18 protein-coding genes are annotated in these 19,469 nt (G+C 61.0%); 10 read left to right on the top strand and 8 right to left on the bottom strand.

Annotation, left to right across the window (positions count from 1 at the left end; genetic code table 11):
* Positions 1-89: 89 nt before the first annotated feature.
* The gene (locus PSH79_RS21645) at positions 90-995 is read right to left on the bottom strand and encodes a LysR family transcriptional regulator (RefSeq protein ID WP_305439507.1); all 906 of its coding nucleotides are present in this window, start codon (positions 993-995) and stop codon (positions 90-92) included.
* A gap of 114 nt (positions 996-1,109) precedes the next feature.
* Between PSH79_RS21645 and PSH79_RS21640 the strand changes: the two genes are divergently transcribed.
* Both PSH79_RS21640 and PSH79_RS21635 read left to right on the top strand, forming a co-directional pair.
* A complete protein-coding gene (locus PSH79_RS21640) occupies positions 1,110-1,988 on the top strand; it encodes an MBL fold metallo-hydrolase (RefSeq protein WP_305439506.1) in 879 nt (292 codons plus the stop codon).
* Positions 1,989-2,033: 45 nt separating this feature from the next.
* Positions 2,034-2,648 (top strand): NAD(P)-dependent oxidoreductase, encoded by a 615-nt coding sequence (locus PSH79_RS21635; RefSeq protein ID WP_305439505.1) that lies wholly within the window; start codon positions 2,034-2,036, stop codon positions 2,646-2,648.
* A gap of 144 nt (positions 2,649-2,792) precedes the next feature.
* Here the strand turns inward: PSH79_RS21635 and PSH79_RS21630 are convergent, their stop codons facing one another.
* On the bottom strand, positions 2,793-3,674 hold the full coding sequence (locus tag PSH79_RS21630; protein WP_305439503.1) for a LysR substrate-binding domain-containing protein: 882 nt from the start codon (positions 3,672-3,674) through the stop codon (positions 2,793-2,795).
* A 159-nt stretch (positions 3,675-3,833) separates the two neighbouring features.
* On the opposite strand from PSH79_RS21630, the gene PSH79_RS21625 reads away from it, so the two are divergent.
* The 6 genes from PSH79_RS21625 (at position 3,834) to PSH79_RS21600 (ending at position 11,218) form a co-directional block, all read left to right on the top strand.
* Positions 3,834-5,471: a 5-guanidino-2-oxopentanoate decarboxylase gene (locus tag PSH79_RS21625; protein WP_305439501.1), complete on the top strand. Its 1,638-nt coding sequence runs from the start codon at positions 3,834-3,836 to the stop codon at positions 5,469-5,471.
* Positions 5,471-6,919 carry an aldehyde dehydrogenase family protein gene (locus PSH79_RS21620; RefSeq protein ID WP_305444051.1) on the top strand — a complete coding sequence of 483 codons (1,449 nt, stop codon included), beginning with the start codon at positions 5,471-5,473 and terminating at the stop codon, positions 6,917-6,919. Before PSH79_RS21625 ends, PSH79_RS21620 begins: the two co-directional genes overlap by 1 nt.
* Positions 6,920-7,136: 217 nt before the next feature.
* Positions 7,137-8,240: an ABC transporter substrate-binding protein gene (locus tag PSH79_RS21615; protein WP_305439500.1), complete on the top strand. Its 1,104-nt coding sequence runs from the start codon at positions 7,137-7,139 to the stop codon at positions 8,238-8,240.
* 155 nt (positions 8,241-8,395) lie between these two features.
* A complete protein-coding gene (locus PSH79_RS21610) occupies positions 8,396-9,304 on the top strand; it encodes an ABC transporter permease (RefSeq protein WP_305439499.1) in 909 nt (302 codons plus the stop codon).
* Positions 9,301-10,149: an ABC transporter permease gene (locus PSH79_RS21605; RefSeq protein WP_305439498.1), complete on the top strand. Its 849-nt coding sequence runs from the start codon at positions 9,301-9,303 to the stop codon at positions 10,147-10,149. The genes PSH79_RS21610 and PSH79_RS21605 overlap by 4 nt, the downstream gene beginning before the upstream one ends.
* Before the next feature lie 13 nt (positions 10,150-10,162).
* On the top strand, positions 10,163-11,218 hold the full coding sequence (locus tag PSH79_RS21600; protein WP_305439497.1) for an ABC transporter ATP-binding protein: 1,056 nt from the start codon (positions 10,163-10,165) through the stop codon (positions 11,216-11,218).
* A gap of 151 nt (positions 11,219-11,369) precedes the next feature.
* On the opposite strand, the gene PSH79_RS21595 is transcribed toward PSH79_RS21600, so the two are convergent.
* Positions 11,370-12,299 carry an AraC family transcriptional regulator gene (locus PSH79_RS21595; protein ID WP_187678125.1) on the bottom strand — a complete coding sequence of 310 codons (930 nt, stop codon included), beginning with the start codon at positions 12,297-12,299 and terminating at the stop codon, positions 11,370-11,372.
* Between the two features lie 360 nt (positions 12,300-12,659).
* Between PSH79_RS21595 and PSH79_RS21590 the strand changes: the two genes are divergently transcribed.
* Positions 12,660-13,013 carry a putative quinol monooxygenase gene (locus tag PSH79_RS21590; protein WP_305439496.1) on the top strand — a complete coding sequence of 118 codons (354 nt, stop codon included), beginning with the start codon at positions 12,660-12,662 and terminating at the stop codon, positions 13,011-13,013.
* 43 nt (positions 13,014-13,056) lie between these two features.
* On the top strand, positions 13,057-13,299 hold the full coding sequence (locus tag PSH79_RS21585) for a hypothetical protein (RefSeq protein WP_305439494.1): 243 nt from the start codon (positions 13,057-13,059) through the stop codon (positions 13,297-13,299).
* A 4-nt stretch (positions 13,300-13,303) separates the two neighbouring features.
* Here PSH79_RS21585 and PSH79_RS21580 read toward each other — a convergent pair whose 3' ends face one another.
* The 5 genes from PSH79_RS21580 to PSH79_RS21560 form a co-directional block, all read right to left on the bottom strand.
* Positions 13,304-13,933 carry a flavin reductase family protein gene (locus PSH79_RS21580; RefSeq protein WP_305439492.1) on the bottom strand — a complete coding sequence of 210 codons (630 nt, stop codon included), beginning with the start codon at positions 13,931-13,933 and terminating at the stop codon, positions 13,304-13,306.
* A 242-nt stretch (positions 13,934-14,175) separates the two neighbouring features.
* Complete coding sequence (locus tag PSH79_RS21575) at positions 14,176-14,469, bottom strand: hypothetical protein (protein ID WP_305439491.1); 294 nt, start codon at positions 14,467-14,469, stop codon at positions 14,176-14,178.
* 299 nt (positions 14,470-14,768) lie between these two features.
* Positions 14,769-16,088, bottom strand: a complete 1,320-nt coding sequence (locus tag PSH79_RS21570; RefSeq protein ID WP_305439490.1) for an MFS transporter — start codon at positions 16,086-16,088, stop codon at positions 14,769-14,771.
* A 250-nt stretch (positions 16,089-16,338) separates the two neighbouring features.
* Positions 16,339-17,670 (bottom strand): sigma-54 dependent transcriptional regulator, encoded by a 1,332-nt coding sequence (locus PSH79_RS21565; RefSeq protein WP_305439489.1) that lies wholly within the window; start codon positions 17,668-17,670, stop codon positions 16,339-16,341.
* Complete coding sequence (locus tag PSH79_RS21560) at positions 17,670-19,430, bottom strand: ATP-binding protein (protein WP_305439488.1); 1,761 nt, start codon at positions 19,428-19,430, stop codon at positions 17,670-17,672. The genes PSH79_RS21565 and PSH79_RS21560 overlap by 1 nt, the downstream gene beginning before the upstream one ends.
* Positions 19,431-19,469: the final 39 nt, after the last annotated feature.

The following is a 19,469-nucleotide window of genomic DNA, read 5'->3' as shown; positions in this document are numbered from 1 at the left end:
AAGATCAAAAGATCGCAGCCTTCGGCAGCTCCTGCAGGACAAGCGCATTCCAAATGTAGGAGCTGCCGAAGGCTGCGATCTTTTGACTTTTACAATCCCACATCCCAAACAGGGTTTTCGGGAAACCGCAGCACAAGAAAATCCAGCATGCTGCGTAGCGCCGCCGGCATGTGCTTGCGCGAGGCGTAGACCGCGTAGATGTTCATCCGCCGTGGTTCGGCGTCGGGCAGCAACCGAATCAATTCACCTGCGTGAATATGTACCCCGGCCTGATAGGTCGGCAGCATCGCCACCCCCGCACCGGCCAACGTCGCTCGCAACAGTGTGCTCGCTTCGTTGGCGCTGATATTGCCCTGAACCGGCACTGATACTGGCTCGCCGTCCTCTTCGAAATGCCACAGGCTTTTGCCGAAGTAGGAGTGAGTGAGGCAGTTGTGTCGACTCAGTTCTTCAACCCGCTGTGGCGCCGGATGCGCTTGCAGATAATCAGGGGCCGCGCAGACCACTGAGCGGCACACGGTCAGGCGCCGGGCGATAAGATTCGGGTCCAGGTCATTGCTGGTGCGGATCGCCAGATCAATGCGCTCGTCCACCAGGTTCACCGTGCGATCGAGCATCTGCATATCGATGCTGACGCCGGGGTAGCGCTTGACGTACGCCGCCATCGCATCGGCCAGTTGCGCCTGGCCGAACGAGGTGCTGACGCTGATCCGCAGCAGTCCGCGCGGCGCGTCGTGGGGTTCGCTGACGGCGGCCTGCATGTCGCTCGACAGTTCAATCATCTGCCGGCAGCGCGGCAGGATTTCACTGCCGGCGGCGGTCAGGCTCAATTTTCGCGTGGTGCGGTGCATCAGGCGTGCGCCGACCCAGTCTTCCAGCTCTGCCAGATAACGCGATACCACCGGGCGTGAAAGGTCCAGGTGATCGGCCGCTGCCGACTGGCTCCCCAGATCTACCACCGTGACAAACACCCGCATTGCTTGGAGACGATCCATGATTTGCCCGCTTTCAGAAACAAACTATGTCCAAGCATCGCATTTTTTGTACTGACTCAGGCAACTAAGCTCTGCCCCATCGCCAGACACGGCATTCGGACACCGGAGCAACAGATGATCGGTTTCACCGCAATCAAACGCGTTTTACTCGCCACCGCTTCCTTGGGTTTTGCTGCCCACGCGGCGGCGGCCAACCTGACCCTCGATGTCTACAACCCGGGCATCAACGCCATTTTTCCGGTGACCTCGGTGCTGGTCAGCGGCGCAAAAGACGCAATCCTGGTCGACGCACAGTTCGGCAAATCCCAGGCCGAGCAAGTGGTGGAAAAGATCCGCGCCAGCGGCAAGCACCTGACCACCATCTACATCAGCCACGGTGACCCGGATTACTACTTCGGTCTCGACACCCTGACCAAGGCCTTCCCCGATGCTAAGGTGCTGGCTTCGCAGCCGACCGTCGATCACATCAACAAAACCGTCGAAGGCAAACTGGCGTTCTGGGGCCCGAAAATGGGCGCTGACGTGCCGGCGAAAACCATCGTCCCGGGCGTGCTCAAGGGCGACAGCCTGATGCTCGAAGGGCAGAAGTTGCAGGTGGTTGGGCTTGAGGGCAAACAACCGGATCGCAGCTTTGTGTGGATTCCGTCGCTCAAGGCCGTGGTCGGTGGTGTGGTTGTCGCCGAGAACATCCACGTGTGGATGGCCGACACCCAGACCGCGCAATCCCATGCCGACTGGCTGCAAACCCTGCATTCGATCGAAACCCTGAAGCCGGACACCGTGGTGCCGGGGCATTACCTGGGTGACAGCAGCCGTTCGTTGGCCAGCGTGAAATTCACCGCCGACTACATCAAGGCGTTCGACGCAGAAACTGCCAAGGCCAAGGATTCCGCCGCCCTGATCGCCGCGATGAAAAAGCGCTACCCGAAGCTGGGCGAGGAAAGCTCGCTGGAGCTGAGCGCCAAAGTCGCCAAGGGCGAAATGCAGTGGTAACCCGATTCTGAAAACGCAGCACTCTCAAGCCAACTGGAGAATGTCATGAGCAAGATCGCAATCATCGGTGCCACCGGTCGTGCCGGTAGCCAAGTGCTGGAAGAAGCCCTGCGTCGCGGTCACAGCGTTACTGCCATCGCCCGCGATACTTCGAAAATCGGTGTCCGTGCCGGGGTGGTCAGCCAGAGTGTCGATGTGCTGGATTCGGCGGCACTTCAAAACGCTGTTGCCGGTCACGACGTGGTGATCACCGCCGCGCATTTCGCCACGGTGCCGGCCAGTGCGATTGTCGGCCCGGTAAAGCAGGCGGGTGTGAAACGTCTGTTGGTGGTCGGTGGTGCCGGTTCACTGTTATTGCCGGACGACACTCGGGTGATCGACAGCCCGGGTTTCCCGGCGGAGTACAAAACCGAGGCTGCGGCCGGTGCGGCGTTTCTGGATGCGTTGCGTTCTGAGAAGGAACTGGACTGGAGCTTTCTGTCGCCGTCGGCGGAGTTTGTCGAAGGTGAACGCAGCGGTACGTTCCGCCTCGGCAAGGATCATTTGCTGGTGAGTGGAGCAGGGCGCAGCTGGATCACTTTTGCCGATTACGCGATTGCGATGGTTGACGAAGTGGAAACGCCGAAGCATTCGCGCCAGCGGTTTACCGTCGGGTACTGAACTGACACACAACCCCTGTAGGCGCTGCCGAAGGCTGCGATCTTTTGATTTTACTTTTAAAAAAACAAGATCAAAAATCGCAGCCTTCGGTAGCTCCTACGGGGCGATGTTGTGGGTGTCATGGATCGGCGGTTGAGGATGGATCTAGCGGGTATGCGCCTGTTCCACCAGCCAGATCATCAACTCTTCCAGCGGCGGCGACGGTTCCCCGCCCTGCGGCACCACCACGTAATACGCCAACCCCGTCTTCACCTTCAGCTCAAACGGCATCACCAGTCTTTCGGCGCGCAGGTCGTCGCCGATCAACGACCAGTCTCCAATCGCCACCCCCGTGCCGTGCGACGCCATCGACATCGCCTGATCCAGCGTCTCGAAATGCTGGCCCATGTTGACGTTGTTCAATTGCTGCTCGGCGGCGGTCAGCCACGCCGTCCAGTCCTGGGTATCGCGGGTGGGGTGCAGCAGCAGGTGGTGTTGCAGATCGGCCGGTGTCGCCAACGCCGGAGGGCCTTGCAATAGCGCGGGCGAACAGACGGGTGTCAGTTGTTCATCGAACAGATGCAGGGCGGTCGAAGAGTTGTCCGGTGGCGTGCCATAGATGACGGCGGCATCGAATGGCTCACGCGCAAAATCCACGCCGTGGGCCAGGGTCGTCGTCAGTTTGACCGGTACATCCGGGCGCTCCTTCTGCCATTGCAACAGGCGCGGCACCAGCCAGCGCATCACACAACTGGGTGCCTTGAGTTGCAGGGTTTCGCGCTTGAGCCCGATCTGCTCGGTGGCTTCGCTGATCAAGCCAAACACCTTTTCCACGCGCGGCAGCCATTCGCGACCTTCGGCCGTCAGCTCCAGACCACGGGCCTGGCGGATAAACAGTTCATACCCCAGATGATCCTCAAGCCCGGCGATCTGCCGGCTCACCGCACCTTGGGTGATGTGCAACTGCTCGGCTGCCCGGGTGAAGTTGCAGCACTGCGCGGTAATCAGAAAGGTATGCAGCGCGGGCAGGGGAGGCATTCGTTTCATGGCGATCCGAGGTATGACGTGAGGACATGGCTAGTATGATTTTTTATCCATTGTTGCGGCTAGGTGTCGCCCGTTCCAATGAGGCCATCCCTGGGCTTGCCCGCGCATCATAAACACAGCGCAGGCCCGGCGTCTCAAACGAACAAGAAGGGCAATGACATGGCGACGTGTGGCGAAGTACTGGTCAAGTTACTCGAAGGTTACGGGGTCGAGCAGGTGTTCGGCATTCCCGGGGTGCATACCGTGGAGCTGTATCGCGGGCTGGCCCGTTCGAGCATCAACCATGTCACCCCACGGCATGAGCAGGGCGCCGGTTTCATGGCCGACGGCTACGCCCGCACCAGCGGCAAACCGGGTGTGTGCTTCATCATTACCGGCCCGGGCATGACCAACATCACCACGGCGATGGGCCAGGCTTACGCCGACTCGATCCCGATGCTGGTGATCTCCAGCGTGCAGTCGCGCAGCCAGTTGGGGGGCGGGCGCGGCAAGCTCCACGAGTTGCCGAATCAGAGCGCACTGGTCGGCGGTGTCGCGGCGTTTTCCCATACCTTGATGTCGGCGGCGGAGTTGCCCGGCGTGTTGGCTCGCGCCTTTGCCCTGTTCCAGGCCGGGCGTCCGCGCCCGGTGCACATTGAGATTCCGCTGGACGTACTGGTCGAAGACGCCGATGAGCTGCTCGCCAGCCTTCCGGTCACTATCGATCGGGCCGGCGCTGCACCGGTCGCCGTGAGCCGCATGACAGAATTGCTCGCCGGCGCACAGCGTCCGCTGATCCTCGCCGGTGGTGGTGCCATCGATGCCGCCGCCGAACTAACCGAACTGGCCGAGCTGCTCGACGCCCCCGTCGCGCTGACCATCAATGCCAAAGGCATGTTGCCTTCCAGCCATCCGTTGTTGATCGGTTCGACGCAGAGTCTGGTTGCGACCCGCGCGCTGGTCGCGGATGCCGACGTGGTGTTGGCGATCGGCACCGAACTGGCCGAGACCGATTACGACGTCACTTTCGCCGGCGGTTTCGAGATTCCCGGCAAGCTGCTGCGCATTGATATCGATGCCGATCAGACCGTGCGCAACTATCCGCCACATGTGGCGCTGGTCGCCGATTCGCGCAACGCCGCGCAAGCGCTGCTCAGCGCCTTGTCGCACAAGCCATTGGCCGAGCGTCGCAACGATTGGGGGCAGGTGCGTGCCGCACGTCTGCGTGATGATCTGGCCGCCACCTGGGATGCACCGACGCTGGCGCAGACCCGTTTCCTCGAAACCGTTCTGCACGAATTGCCGGACGCGGTGTTCGTCGGCGACTCCACGCAACCGGTGTACACCGGCAACCTCACCTTCAACCCGGAGCGCCCGCGCCGCTGGTTCAACTCGTCGACCGGTTACGGCACCCTCGGCTACGCCTTGCCGGCGGCCATCGGTGCATGGCTCGGCGGCCATTGCGACCAAGGTGCGCGCCCGCCAGTGGTGTGCCTGATCGGCGACGGTGGCCTGCAATTCACCCTGCCGGAACTGGCCAGCGCTGTCGAAGCGCGCACCCCGGTGATCGTGCTGCTGTGGAATAACCAGGGTTACGAAGAGATCAAGAAGTACATGGTCAACCGCGCCATCGAACCGGTTGGCGTCGACATCTACACCCCGGACTTCATCGGTGTGGCCAAGGCTCTGGGTTGCGCGGCTGAAGCGATCAGCTCGGTTGAACAACTGCGTGTTGCGCTGCGTGCCGCGACCGATCGCCAAGGCCCGACCGTGATTGAAATCGACCAGAACCAATGGATGCAGGCGGTGGCCAAGTGATCAATTTCCCCACCACCCTCGACGGCCTCTACATCAACGGCCAATGGTCTGCTGGCCGCGAACATCTGCGGGTGATCAACCCGGCCACCGAAGCGCTGCTGACCACGGTCAATGGCGGTGATGAACTGGCCGTCGATCACGCAGTGACCGTGGCTGTCGAAGCGTTCAAGGATTGGTCGAAAACCAGCGGCGCCGAGCGTGGCGCGATCCTGCGCAACATTGCCAACGGCGTGCGCAACGGTCGCGATCAGTTGATGAAGTTGCAGTCGAGCAACAACGGCAAGCCGCAGTTCGAAGCGGCCATCGACGTCGATGATGTGATCGCCACGTTCGAGTATTACGCCGAGTTGGCCGAAGACCTCGATGGCAAACAGGACAGCAACGTGGCGCTGCCCAGCGATGATTTCAGCGCACGTCTGCGCCGCGAACCTTGTGGTGTGGTCGGGCTGATCGTGCCGTGGAATTTCCCGATGGTCACCACCGCGTGGAAGCTCGCGCCAGCCCTGGCTGCCGGTTGCTGCGTGGTGCTCAAGCCGTCGGAGGTCACGCCGCTGCCGGAGCTGGAACTGGCGGCGATCATTGCCGAGTCCGGTCTGCCCAAAGGCGTGTTCAACCTGGTCTGCGGCACCGGGCTGGCGGTCGGTGCGCCGCTGTCGGCGGATCCGCGTATCGCCAAGATTTCCTTCACCGGCAGTAACGCCGTCGGTGTGCAAGTGATGCAGCGCGCCGCGGAAACCGTGAAGGGCGTGAGCCTGGAGCTGGGCGGTAAATCGTCGTTGTTGGTGCTCGAAGATGCCGACCTCGATCTGGCGGTGGAGCTGGCCTGCGGTGGCGGCTTCTTCAATGCCGGGCAGATGTGTTCAGCCACCAGCCGCGTGTTGGTCGCTGATGAACTGGCGGATGAGTTTCTCCTGCGTTTGAAGGCCCGTGCGGAAACAATCCGTGTGGCCGAGCCGTTCGATCCGGATGTGGAAATGGGCGCATTGGTCAATCAGGCGCAGTACCAGCGCGTGCTGGGCCACATCGACCGTGGGTTGAGTGCCGGGGCGAAGCTGATTTGCGGCGGCAATCGTCCCGCCGATCTGCCGCACGGATATTTTTTGCAGCCAACCGTGTTCACCGACGTGCCCCTCGACAGTGCGTTGTGGTGTGAAGAGATTTTTGGCCCGGTGCTGTGCGTGCGCCGTTTCAGCAGTGAAACCGAGGCAATCGCGCTGGCCAACGACAGTCAGTTCGGTCTGGTCGCCAGTGTGGTGACGCGTAACACCGAGACCGCCGACCGGGTCGCCAACGCCCTGCAAGCGGGGCTGGTGTGGCTCAACGCGCCGCAGGTGATCTTCCCGCAAACAGCGTGGGGCGGTTACAAGCAGAGCAGTATCGGCCGCGAATTGGGCCCTTGGGGGCTGGCGGCGTTTCAGGAAATCAAACACGTGATCCGGGCGCTCTGAACGCCCGAAAAAGGTGAGCGCATGCCTCGCAACGAGGCATGCGTCGGCGTCATGGCTTCAATGAGTTTTTATCGATAGTCAGGTGTTTTGCACGACCTCAGGATGAACCCGTCGGCAGCGCTCAAGCCCTTTGAAAACGGGGCTTTGAGCCGAACCGGCCGCGCGGATGCAACGGTTGCGACCAACCTCATACTTAAAAGAACAAAGGGAGTCCTTCATGGGCGAGCACGATCTGAACAGGCGTCAATTCATTAAAACCGTTGGTGTAGCGTCCGTGGCCGCAGCGGCCATGAGCATGCCCTTCATCCGGGCCAGCGCCAGCGACACGCGGTTCGCCGGCAAAACCTTGCGTTTGCTGACCTGGTCGGATGACACCGGCCTCGCCGCACTGCGCAACATCGCCGCGACTTTCGAAGCCAAGACCGGCGCCAAGGTGATCGCCGATCGCACCGGCAGCACCTCGGAAATGGTCGCCAAACTCAAGGCCGGTGGTGATCGTCCGCAGTACGACATCATCACCCTGGCCGGCGTCGGCGCCGAAGGCCTGGCCGCCGCCGGGCTGTTGGAAAAACCCGACCTCAACCGCATTCCCAACCTGGTCGACGTCCCGGAGAAATACCGCACCGGGGCCAACGGTCACGGCATCGGCTATTTGCTGTGGTGCAACAGTCTGGTCTACAGCACCCGCACCTTGAAACAAGCGCCGGACAGTTACGCCGCGCTGTGGGACGCCGATCTGGCGCCGAACATTTTCCTGCCGCCACCGAACTGGACCGAGGCGATGGACCTGATCATCATCGCCGCCAAACTGGCCGGTGGTGACGAACACAACATCGAGCCGGGCTTCAAGAAACTCGCCGAACTCAAGGACCGCGTGATCACCCTGGGCGAGAACCCCAACCAGATCGCCGAACTGTTCCGCACCGGCTCGCTGGACATGGGCGGCCTCTACGCCCCGGCGTTTTTCCCGAAACAGATCCGCGATCCGAACTACGGTCTGGGCGCCACCTTCGGCATGAAGGAAGGGTTCTACACCGACCTGATGCTCTCGGTGATGCCGAAGAATCGTCCGGGCGATACCGATCTGGCCTACGCCTTTATCGACCACTCTCTCGACCCGCTGGTGCAGGGCAAGATGGCCGAAGACATCTTCAACGGCCCGGTCAACGCCAAGGCGATCATCTCCGCCGAAGCGCGCAAGAGCCCGTACATTCTCACGCCGGAGCAGATTGCCGAGAAGGCGATCATGCACGACAACGCCTTCCTGGCGACCGTGCATGACCAATGGATTCGTCGCTATACGGAAATCTTTTCTTCCTGATCCGGGCTCACCCTGTAGGAGCTGCCGCAGGCTGCGATCTTTTGACTTTGATCTTTTTCTAAACCCATGAAGATCAAGAGCAGGATCAAAAGATCGCAGCCTGCGGCAGCTCCTGCAGGGGGATGTGTTCAGCTGTTTGTGACGAGATCATTGCTATGGAACATCAATCCCTGACCCAACCGGTTGGCGCCGGCGACGTGCGTCCGGCGCGCGGTATTTCGCCGACCGCGCGGGCGTGGTTTTTCCTCACGCCGTCGATGCTGTTTCTCGGCGTGCTGATCGCTGCCAGCCTTTTGGTGCTGCGCATGAGCGTTGGCACCAAAGGCGCGGAATGGAGCGGTTTCAGCCTGGCCAGTTACGCCCAGTTGCTCGAACCCTATTACCTCAAATCCTTGCTGCTGACCCTGCGTCTGGCGCTGATCAGCGCGGTGATTGCCGTGGTGCTGGCGATCCCGGTGGCGTACACCATGTCGCGGCTGACTTCGCCCTTTCTGCGGCGGATTTTCCTGGCAGCGGTGCTGCTGCCATTGCTGGTCAACTTGCTGCTGCAAAGCTACGGCTGGCTGGTGATTCTCGGCCCCGGCGGGATGTTGAATCAGGCGCTGATGGGGCTTGGCCTGATCAAGCGGCCGATCATGTTGCTGTACAACCAGAACGGTGTGTTGATGGGGCTGGTGCAGACCGCGTTTCCGCTCGCCGTGCTGCCGATTGCCAGCGCCATGCGCGGCGTCGCCCGCAGCTACGAAGAAGCCGCCGCCACCCTGGGTGCCAGCCGCTTCCAAGTGTTCCGCCAAGTGGTGTTGCCGATGAGCCTGCCGGGGATCATCACCGGCGCGACACTGGTGTTCGCCTACAACGCCAGCAGTTTTGTCGTGCCGTTACTGCTCGGTGGCCGGCGCGTGCCGATGCTCGCGGTGATGGTGCATGACCAGATCGCCCCTTTGATGAATTGGCCCGCGGCATCCGCTGCCGGGGTGGTGCTGATTGTCACCACGCTGGCGATCATGACGCTGTCTGAATACATCACCGGCCGTCGTCGGCGTTTACTGGAGGCTTCGCAATGAGTGTCTTGTTCAAGAAGCGTCAGTCGCTGTTGCCCGGCGACACCGGCAAGTTCGCCGGCATCCTCTCCGGGTTCATTCTGCTGCTGGCGGTGTTGCCGATCCTGACCATGATCGTGATGTCGTTCAGCGGTGCGTCGAACCTCGACTTCCCGCCGAGCAGCTACAGCCTGCAATGGTACAAAGCGGCCTGGCACACTTTTGTTTCGCCGGACGCCAGCGATGTGCTGAGCCTCGGCCAGGCCATGGGCACCAGCCTGCTGGTGGCGTGCCTGACCATGATCTTCGCCACGCTGATCGCAGTGCCGGCCGCCTATGCACTGACCCGTTGCGAATTCCGTGGCAAAGCCGTTGCGCTGCAACTGATGTCGCTGCCGCTGGTGTTTCCGATGGTGGTATTGGGCCTGGCGTTGCTGTTGGTGTTCGACAGCTTGCCGTTCCACATGACCACTTCGCGACCGGTGATCGCCCACGTGATCCTGGCGTTGCCGTTCGTGGTGAAGAACTGCACCGCAGCAATGCTTTCCATCGGCAGTGAAGTCGAAGAAGCGGCGCAGATGCTCGGCGCCTCGCCATTGCGGGCGATTATCGATGTAGTGGTGCCACTGATGAAGTCGGGGATTCTGGCGGGCATGCTGCTGGCGTTCATCGTCTCGTTCAACGAATTCACCGTGACCTATTTCCTCTACACCATCGACGTCATGACCGTGCCGATCTGGATGTACAGCCGCACCGTGTCATCGCTCGACCCTACCGTGTTCTCGTTTGCCGTGCTGATCGTGCTGATCGACTTCGTCCTGATCTGGGCGCTGGAGAAGCTGGTGGGCGAGGGCGGCGTTTCCTTTTGATTTGAGGTGCAACATGACTGGTCTGATTCTGGAAAACGTCGAGAAATTCTACGGCTCGGCTTGCGCGGTCCAAGACGTCAATCTGCATTTGCCGGAGGGCAAACTGGTGTGCTTTCTCGGCCCTTCGGGCTGCGGTAAAACCACTTTGCTGCGGATGATCGCCGGGCTGGAAACCCTGACCAGCGGCGAGATTCGCCTGGACGGCGAAAACATCGCCCACACCGCGGCGCACTTGCGCAATTTCGGCATGGTGTTCCAGTCGCTGGCGCTGTTCCCGCACATGACGGTCGGCGAGAACATCGCCTACCCGCTGAAACTGCGAGGCGTCAGCAAGGCTGATCAACAGGCGCGGGTGGTTGAACTGCTTGAGCTGATCCAGTTGCAGGCGATGATCGACCGTCCGGTGGCCAAGCTCTCCGGCGGCCAGCGCCAACGCGTGGCGATTGCCCGGGCGATTGCCTCGCACCCGAAAATCCTCTTGCTCGACGAACCGCTGTCGGCGCTCGACGCCAAGCTGCGCGAATCGATGCAGGTGGAAATCCGCCAACTGCAACAACGCCTGAACATCACCACGATCATGGTCACCCACGATCAGCGCGAAGCGATGACCATGGCCGACATCGTCGTGGTGCTGGGCGAGCACAAGGTGCAGCAGGTCGGTACACCGATTGAAATTTACCGCCATCCGGCCAACGAGTTTGTTGCCGACTTCATTGGCTCGGGCAACATCTTCCCGGCCACGGCGCTGGGCGACGGCAAGGTCAGCCTGCCGGGTGGTGATGCGCTGCAAGTGCCGATGTGCAGCAGCATCGTGGTCGGGCAGAAGTTGAAAATGCTGATTCGTCCGGAAGATCTGCAACTGTCGCCAGCGCAGGCGACGGCGGGCAACCGGCTGCTGGGCAAGGTGACGTTCGTGCGCGATATCGGCGCGACCATCGAGACTACGGTGGAGTGTTCGGGGGTGACGTTTACTGCGTTGAGTACGCCGTGTCAGGGGATTGGCTTGGGGATCGGGCATCCGGTGTCGGTGACGTTGCCGGTGGAGGCGTGTCGGGTACTCGGTGCCTGATTCTGGATTGAGGTTTTCTTGACGGGCCCCATCGCTGGCAAGCCAGCCCCCACAGGTTTTTCAGGTGTGCACAGATTCTGTGTTCAGCACATAACCCTGTGGGAGCTGGCTTGCCAGCGATGGCGTCAGTCGCTATAGCGCAATGTCTGGATCAGACCGACTGCCGCAACCGCGCCAGATCCCTTAACGGCGGCGCCCCGAACAAGCGGCTGTACTCACGGCTGAACTGCGACGGACTCTCATACCCGACCCGATACCCCGCCGCCGAAGCTTCCAACCCCTCGGCGAGCATCAAGCGTCGCGCTTCTTGCAGGCGCAATTGCTTTTGATACTGCAACGGACTCATCGCTGTCATCGCCTTGAAGCGGTGATGCAAGGTCGACACGCTGAGGTTCACTTCTTTGGCCAGATCATCAATGCGCAGTGGCTGCTCGAAGTTGCCGTTGAGCCATTTGATCGCCTGGCTGATGCGATGGCTCTGGCTGTTGGCAATCGCAATTTCATACAGGCGATGCCCCTGCGGACTGCGCAGCAGGCGATAGAGAATCTCCCGGCGAATCAGCGGCGCGAGCATGGCGATGTCTTTTGGCGCATCAAGCAAACGCGCCAGGCGCAGTACGGCGTCGAGCATCGCGCTGTCGATTTTTTCGACGTACAGACCGCGCCCGGTCGGCCGGGTCGGCACGCCCAGGGGACCGGCGTCGGCGATCAGTGCGGTGATTTCCGCCGGATCGATATCCAGGCGCACAGCGAGGATCGGATCTTGCGGCGAGACGTTGACCACGCGTCCGCTCAACGGCATCGATACCGAGACCACCAGGTAATTCAGCGGGTCGTAATTGAAGAACTCATCCGCCAGCCGCACCTCTTTACGTCCCTGGGCCATGATGCACAGCGCCGGTTGCGCCAGCACCGGGGCGAAGTCATGGGATCGGGTGTGGCGCGACATGAACAGCGAACCGACAGCGGTGGCGTAACTGCCGTCGTCCGTGGTGTTGCGGCGGATGATCGCCGCGAGTTCCGCGCGCTGCTTTTCCATATCAGCGGTGGGTTCGGCTTGAAAACGATCGAATGACGTCATGCGCGGCATCCTCGGCAAGGGAGGTGGAATGGAGCAGAGCATATGTTTGTGCAATCGAGAGCGGTAGACACATTCTGCGAAATGCTTGCCTGATTCTGCACGGGGTCGCGGCGTTGATTTGTCGTCGAACCCTGTAGGAGCTGCCGAAGGCTGCGATCTGTTGATTTTCAAAGGTCAAAGGATCGCAGCCTTCGGCGGCTCCTGCACAAAGCCTGTGTGACGGTGTTGCGACTACTGTCGCAGGATTGTGCAACAGGGCGGCAGGAATCGACTAACGGCGTCTGGCACGCGGCCCTTAACCTTTGATCCTGTCGCAGCCCGTCCGCTGGCTGCCACGCGACTCCCTGGGAGGGTTGAACAATGTCCAAGCAGATTCCCGTCAGTCATATGGCCTTCGTCCGAGCGCGTGCCGGGCGCTCGGCGGAACTCGGTGTACGCCTGAGCGCGTTGATCGAACCGTCCCGCGCCGCCCCCGGTTGCCTGAACTTTGCCTTGCAGCATTCGCAGTGTGATCCCGAGTTGTGGCTGGTCTCCGGTTTCTGGAGCAATCAACAGATGATGACCGCGTACTTCAACAGTCCGTCGATGGAAATCTTCGCCGAGCTGGTGCAGGACCTGGTGGTCAACAGTCTGGATTTCCACACCTTCAAGGAAGTCTCTGCGGTGCAGGCCCTCGGCCAGTGCTCGGCGCCGGTACACAAACTCGCCGGTTGAGGGTTTAATGTCCGGCTTAATTGACTGAGCCAGGACTTGCGACATGGCACGTAAAGAGTTCGAACACTTCGAAGCAGTATCCGCAGTCGTCCCCGTCGAACTGGGTGGCAACAAGGGCTATCACGCAGCAATCGCGGTCAAGGCCCTGGTCGATGGCGGTGCGCCACGCTTTCACAAACTGCTGGGTGGTCAGGTATTCCCCGGCGCCATCGTTGCCGATGAGGCCGCCATCAATGAGCTGGACAACCTCAAAGGCGTCACTGAAGACGCCGAGCTGATCTGGTAATCAGTTACTTGACCGCGCCCGGTCGCCACATCTTGAACAGGGCTTCAGGCCCCAGCTGAAAATAATCCGCCGGCCCGCCGCCGCGCAGAATCGGTTCTGCCGCGGCGGTGTCGTAGATGCCGTCCTTCAACAGCCACTTGGCGATATGCACGGCGACTACCTCGCCCAGAATCAGCCAGCTCGGCACCGTCTCGCCATCGGCGCGCTGCAACTGAATGATCTGGGTGACCTTGCACTCGAAGGACACCAGGCTTTCGGCGACCCGTGGCACTGAAATCACCTTTGACGCCACCGTCGTCAGTCCTGCCAATTCAAACTCGTTGACTTCAGGCGCGACCATCGCGCAGCTCTGATTCATCTGCTCGGCCAGCGGGCGGGTGGCGAGGTTCCAGACGAACTCGCCAGTCTGCTCGATGTTGTTCAGGCTGTCTTTGCGTCCGACGCTGGAGAAACCAATGATCGGGGGAATGTAGTTGAAGGCGTTGAAAAAACTGTACGGCGCCAGGTTCAACTGGCCGTTGGCATCCTGCGAGGAGATCCAGCCGATGGGGCGCGGGCCGACGATGGCGTTGAACGGATCGTGGGGCAGGCCGTGGCCGTTGGCGGGTTCGTAGAAGTGGATGTCATCGGGCATGGCTTGGGATCCAGGGAGGGCATTTGTCAGAGAGTAATAGTGCAAGTCCGGCCGTTGAAGATCAAATGTGGGAGCGAGCCTGCTCGCGAAGACGGCTCTTCAGTCGACATCAATGTTGAATGGGCTACCGCCTTCGCGAGCAGGCTCGCTCCCACAGGGGATCGTGTGCATTCCAGACATTTTCCATTCCCCAGAAATGACTAAGCCCGGCCGAAGCCGGGCTGTGCACTTTACAACAGCAATCAGCTGATCGAAGCGGATTGGGTGCGGTCGTAGCCGTCAGCGGCGAAAGTGGCGGAGCCGGTGCGATCGTAGCCGTCAGCGGCGACAGTGGCCGAACCGGTGCGGTCATAGCCGTCAGCGGCGACAGTGGCCGAACCGGTGCGGTCGTAGCCGTCAGCGGCGACAGTGGCCGAACCGGTGCGGTCGTAGCCATCAGCGGCGACTGCGGAGCCGGTGCGATCAAAACCGTCGGCGGCAAAGGTGTTGGCGGCCAGTACGGACAGGGCGAAAGCGAGGATCAGTTTGGTTTTCATGTCTGTTACTCCAGATTCGTTGGCGGGTGTGTCTTGCATGGGTTTTATGTTACGCCAACTAAATTGATTAAAAAGCGCAAAATAATGCTAAAAACCATCGATTAACTAGATGTTAAGGGCGACGCATTAATTGGCTTCCATCATCAGGAGCGAACGTCGCGCAGGTAATCGATCAGGTGAGCACAGGATGCAGGGGGAGCATTAACCGGTGATTAATCGGCCATAAAACAAAAATCGCAGCCCCGACAGCCTCCTGTAGGAGCTGCCGAAGGCTGCGATCTTTTGATCTGGTGTAACTGTCAGTCAGTCACGATCCGCGAATGTTTCTGCGTGTCTTTCATGGTGATGTACACCAGCAACGACACTGCGATGCAGGCGGTCACGTACCAGTAGTAACCGGTTTCCATACCAATGCTCTTGAACCACAGCGCGATGTATTCAGCGGTGCCGCCGAAGATCGACACGGTCAGTGCATACGGCAGGCCGACGCCCAGTGCGCGGATCTCGGTCGGGAACAGTTCGGCTTTCACCACTGCGTTGATCGAGGTGTAACCGCTGACGATGATCAGCGCCGCCATGATCAGGAAGAACGCACCCCACCAGGTCTGAATGGTGTGCAGCGTCATCAGGATCGGCACGGTGAAGATTGTGCCCAACACGCCGAATGCGATCAGGATCGGACGACGGCCGATTTTATCGGACAGGCCACCGATGATCGGTTGCAGGCACATGAACAGGAACAGCGTGGCCGCCGAAATGGTGGTCGAGTCGGAGATGCTCATGCCGACGGTGTTCACCAGATACTTCTGCATGTAGGTGGTGTAGGTGTAGAACGCCAGCGTGCCGCCCATGGTCAGGCCGACCACGGTCAGCAGCTCTTTGGGGTGACGCATCAAGGTGCGCATCGCGCTTTCCTTGGCCTTTTCTTTCTTGGTGAACGACTCGGTTTCTTCCATGCCGCGACGCAGGTACAGCGCAACGATTGCGCACAACGCACCGATGGCGAACGGGATACGCCAGCCCCACGCATACAGCTCTTCGGTGGTGAGGAAGTTCTGCAGCACGATCAGTACGCCGAGGGCGATGAGCTGGCCGGAGATCAGCGTCACGTACTGGAAACTGGAGAAAAAGCCGCGACGTTCCTTGGTCGCCATCTCGGACAGGTAAGTCGCCGAGGTGCCGTACTCGCCTCCGACCGACAGGCCTTGCAGCAAGCGAGCGAACACCAAGAGGATCGGCGCGCCGACACCGATGGTTTCATAACCTGGGCTCAGGGCGATGATCAACGAGCCGAAGCACATCAGGTAAACCGAGGCCATCAGCGCTTTCTTGCGTCCGACCTTATCGGCATACAGCCCCATCAGCCAGCCGCCGATCGGGCGCATCAAAAAGCCCACGGCGAAGATCGCGGCGGTGTTCAGCAGTTGGGCGGTGGTGTCGCCTTTGGGAAAGAAGGCTTTGGCGAAGTACAGCGAGAAGGCGGCATACACATACCAGTCGTACCACTCGACCATGTTGCCGACGGAACCGCTGAAGATCGATTTGATCCGGCTGGCGGTGGTTCTTTCTTTGGCCGGCACGGCAGCCGACCCAAGTGGCAGGGCGTTGGAGTTATCCATTGAAGGATCCTTCGTTTAATTGTTTTTGTGGAGCGCGTTGGAACGCAGCCTGCGAGGGCTATAGCAGGAGGTGTGCCAACGGAGAGAAGGGCGGTTTAGAGGAGTTTGAGGGATCTGGAGAGCGGAAATCCGCTTATGCATGGATTGCGATGAGCGGAAAGTTGCTCATTCAGGCTGATAGATCAATGTTGCCTGTGCTGGCCCCTTCGCGGGCTTGCCCGCGAAGAGGCCCGATCAAACACTGCAAAAGTCAGCTGCCTTGAACAAACATCTCCCGACTCAACCCATGCCGCTGCATCTTTTCATTGAAGGTCCGACGCGGCAGTTGCAGCTCTTCAAGCACCGCTTTTACATCGCCTTTGTGCCGGGTCAGCGCCGCACGCAAGCATTGCGCTTCAAACGCCTCTTGCTGCGCCGCCAGCGACTGGCCCGGATCAATCCCCGGCGCCGGTTCATCCAGCCCCAGCACCTGGCGTTCAGCGACGTTCGCCAGTTCGCGTACATTGCCCGGCCAGTCATGGCTGAGCAGGTGACTCAACTGCGCACCCGTCAACGGTGGGAAGGTGCGACCAAGACGCTGAGCCGCGCTCTGGGCAAAGTTTTCGAACAGTAACGGAATGTCTTCGCGACGATCACGCAGCGGCGGCAAACGCAGCTCGGCGACGTTCAAGCGATACGCCAGGTCTTCACGAAAACGTCCGGCCCGCGCTTCGTCGAGCAGGTCGGGTTTGGTCGCCGCGACGATGCGCAAATCCACCCGAATACTCTGGTTCGAACCCAGGCGTTCAAGCTTCTGCTCCTGCAACACCCGCAGCAGTTTGACCTGCTGGGCCAGCGGCATGCTTTCGATTTCATCGAGAAACAGCGTGCCGCCATCGGCATATTCCAGCTTGCCGATGCGTTTGCCAGAGGCACCGGTAAACGCGCCGCTTTCATGGCCGAACAGTTCCGCTTCGAACAACTGTTCAGGGATCGCCGCGCAATTGAGTGCCACGAACGGCTTGTCCGCACGCGGTCCGAAATCATGCAGGCAACGGGCAACCAATTCCTTGCCACTGCCGGTTTCGCCACGGATCAGCACGTTGACCGGCAACGCCGCCAGGTCCAGCACCTGCCGGCGCAAGGTCTGCAAACCACGGGACACGCCCAGCAGCGTCGCGTCGAGTCTGGCGCGGTGGTCGGCCTGCTCGTGCAGGGCACGGTTTTCCAGAATCAGGCGGCGCTTTTCCAGGGCCCGGCGCAGGCTGTCGAGCAGGGTTTCCGGGCTGAAGGGTTTTTCCAGAAAGTCGTACGCGCCGTCGCGCATGGCTTCGACCGCCATCGGCACATCGCCGTGACCGGTGAGCAGGATCACCGGCAGATCGGCGTCGCGGCGCTGCACTTCGGCCAGCAGCTCCAGACCACTGAGGCCGGGCATGCGCACGTCGCTGACAATCACCCCGGGAAAGTGTGCGGGCAGGGCGGCGAGGCATTCTTCGGCGCGGCTGAACAGCTGCACCTCGAAGCCTGACAGGCTCAGCCACTGCTCGACTGCATTGCGAATGCTGCTTTCGTCATCGACCACCATCACCGAATTGAGCATCAGATGTGTGCCTCCAGATCGATCGGCAGAGTCAGGCTGAATACCGCGCCGTTCTCGCCATTTTCCACACTCAGGCGTCCACCGGATTCATGGACGATGGCGAACGACACCGCCAGCCCCAGGCCCAGACCGTCACCCACAGGTTTAGTGGTGAAGAACGGATCGAATACCTGACCCAGATGTTCTTCGGCGATGCCGCCGCCATTGTCGCTGATGCTCAGCCGCCACAGTTGTTCATCGGCTTGCAGACGGATTTCCAGACGTTTGCACGGTTTGTCCTGCATCGCATCGAGGGCGTTGCGCAGCAGGTTGATCAGCACTTGTTCCAGGCGGATCGCATCACCGCGTACCCACGCCGGACGCGTCAGGTGCAACACCAGACTGACCTGTTCGTCACGCAGTCGCGCGTCAAGCAGTTGCAAGGATTGATCAACCACCGTCGCCAGATCCAGGCGCTCGCGCAAACCGCTGGGGCTCTTGCGCGCGAAGGTCTTGAGATGGCCGGTGAGGGCGGCCATGCGTGTGAGCATGTCGTCCACCGGTTTCAGGGCTTTGTAGGCATCGTCGACGCGGCCATGGTCGAGCAGCAGGCGCAGTGTCGCCAGTTGCATGCGCTGGGCGGTCAGCGGTTGATTGATCTCGTGGGCGAGCGCGGCAGACATCTGGCCGAGGGCGGCGAGCTTGGCCGACTGCACCAGACCGTCCTGGGCGGTGCGCAGGTCGCGGGTGCGCTCCTCGACCAGTTGCTCCAGTTCTTCGCGGTTGCGCTGGCGGATTTTCGATAGCCGCCAGCGCTGATTGAGGAACAGCAGCAGAAACACCAGCGCCAGCCATACCCCGGCGGCTGCGAGGCCGGCGTTGCGCAGGTCTTCGAAGGCCACTTGCGGGCGGCGCAACAGGTGCAAGGTCCAGCCTTCGGCGCTCAGCGGCAGCGATTCCCACAGATAATCCGCCGTGCCTTGCGGGCCTTCGACGCGGCGCAGATCGCTGTTGTCATCAAAGCTGCGCAGCGACAAATGAGTCAGGGGCTGCAGCGATTGCTTGTCGTACTGCCGGGTGGCTTTGATTTCATCCATGTCGCGGGCGCTCAACGGCCGCAGCGAGCGATACCGCCAGCCGGGCTGGTTGGCGATGAAGATGATGCCGCGCGCATCGCTGACCAGTAGCGTGTCGCTGCCCTGGCTCCACTCGCGTTCCAGTTCGGGGAATTCCAGCTTGACCACCATCGCCCCGAGGAACTGCTGGTTATCACCGAGCACCGCACTGGATAGGAAATAACCGGGGATTCCGCTGGTCACGCCGACCGCGTAGAAGCGTCCGGTGCCCTGGGTGCGGGTCTGGCTGAAATAAGGACGAAAACCGTAATTGTGACCGACGTAACTGCTCGGCAAACGCCAGTTGCTGGCGGCCACGGCAAGGCCGGTGTGATCGAGCAGTTCAAGGGTCGAGGATTGCGCCGCACCGTTGATCTTTTCCAGCTTGAGATTCAGCGCCGCCTGTTCCTCTGCATCCACCGGCCCGGCCAGCGCTGCGCGCAATTGCGGATCGAGCGCCAGCACGGCGGGCAGGGCACGGTAGCGGTCGATCAGGGTATGCAGGGAATTGGCGTACAACGCCAGTTGCTGGTTGGCGCGGGCGGCGTCTTCCTCCAGCGCCTGGCGTTCGGCGTGACGGATGGCGACCGTTGCGGCAATAGCTGCGCCGGCGATGATCAGCAGGGTATACAACGACAGACGCAAGGTACGGGAAGTCGGCAGCATGCTGGGCGAAGGGTCGGCAGGACGGGGAGGGCAAGATAG

It is taken from the genome of Pseudomonas sp. FP2196 (genome assembly GCF_030687715.1).
Classification (GTDB): Bacteria; Pseudomonadota; Gammaproteobacteria; order Pseudomonadales; family Pseudomonadaceae; genus Aquipseudomonas.
The sequence above is the reverse complement of the archived record's forward strand: the minus strand, read 5'-3'. Positions and strand labels throughout refer to the sequence as shown.

Excerpts from the sequence above, each read along its gene's own strand:
- PSH79_RS21560 (WP_305439488.1), bottom strand. The coding sequence starts at position 19,430 with ATGCTGCCGACTTCCCGTACCTTGCGTCTGTCGTTGTATACCCTGCTG.
- PSH79_RS21585 (WP_305439494.1), top strand. The coding sequence starts at position 13,057 with ATGGCACGTAAAGAGTTCGAACACTTCGAAGCAGTATCCGCAGTCGTC.
- PSH79_RS21610 (WP_305439499.1), top strand. The coding sequence starts at position 8,396 with ATGGAACATCAATCCCTGACCCAACCGGTTGGCGCCGGCGACGTGCGT.
- PSH79_RS21595 (WP_187678125.1), bottom strand. The coding sequence starts at position 12,299 with ATGACGTCATTCGATCGTTTTCAAGCCGAACCCACCGCTGATATGGAA.
- PSH79_RS21615 (WP_305439500.1), top strand. The coding sequence starts at position 7,137 with ATGGGCGAGCACGATCTGAACAGGCGTCAATTCATTAAAACCGTTGGT.
- PSH79_RS21600 (WP_305439497.1), top strand. The coding sequence starts at position 10,163 with ATGACTGGTCTGATTCTGGAAAACGTCGAGAAATTCTACGGCTCGGCT.
- PSH79_RS21565 (WP_305439489.1), bottom strand. The coding sequence starts at position 17,670 with ATGCTCAATTCGGTGATGGTGGTCGATGACGAAAGCAGCATTCGCAAT.
- PSH79_RS21645 (WP_305439507.1), bottom strand. The coding sequence starts at position 995 with ATGGATCGTCTCCAAGCAATGCGGGTGTTTGTCACGGTGGTAGATCTG.
- PSH79_RS21580 (WP_305439492.1), bottom strand. The coding sequence starts at position 13,933 with ATGCCCGATGACATCCACTTCTACGAACCCGCCAACGGCCACGGCCTG.
- PSH79_RS21640 (WP_305439506.1), top strand. The coding sequence starts at position 1,110 with ATGATCGGTTTCACCGCAATCAAACGCGTTTTACTCGCCACCGCTTCC.
- PSH79_RS21625 (WP_305439501.1), top strand. The coding sequence starts at position 3,834 with ATGGCGACGTGTGGCGAAGTACTGGTCAAGTTACTCGAAGGTTACGGG.
- PSH79_RS21630 (WP_305439503.1), bottom strand. The coding sequence starts at position 3,674 with ATGAAACGAATGCCTCCCCTGCCCGCGCTGCATACCTTTCTGATTACC.
- PSH79_RS21570 (WP_305439490.1), bottom strand. The coding sequence starts at position 16,088 with ATGGATAACTCCAACGCCCTGCCACTTGGGTCGGCTGCCGTGCCGGCC.
- PSH79_RS21635 (WP_305439505.1), top strand. The coding sequence starts at position 2,034 with ATGAGCAAGATCGCAATCATCGGTGCCACCGGTCGTGCCGGTAGCCAA.
- PSH79_RS21575 (WP_305439491.1), bottom strand. The coding sequence starts at position 14,469 with ATGAAAACCAAACTGATCCTCGCTTTCGCCCTGTCCGTACTGGCCGCC.
- PSH79_RS21590 (WP_305439496.1), top strand. The coding sequence starts at position 12,660 with ATGTCCAAGCAGATTCCCGTCAGTCATATGGCCTTCGTCCGAGCGCGT.
- PSH79_RS21605 (WP_305439498.1), top strand. The coding sequence starts at position 9,301 with ATGAGTGTCTTGTTCAAGAAGCGTCAGTCGCTGTTGCCCGGCGACACC.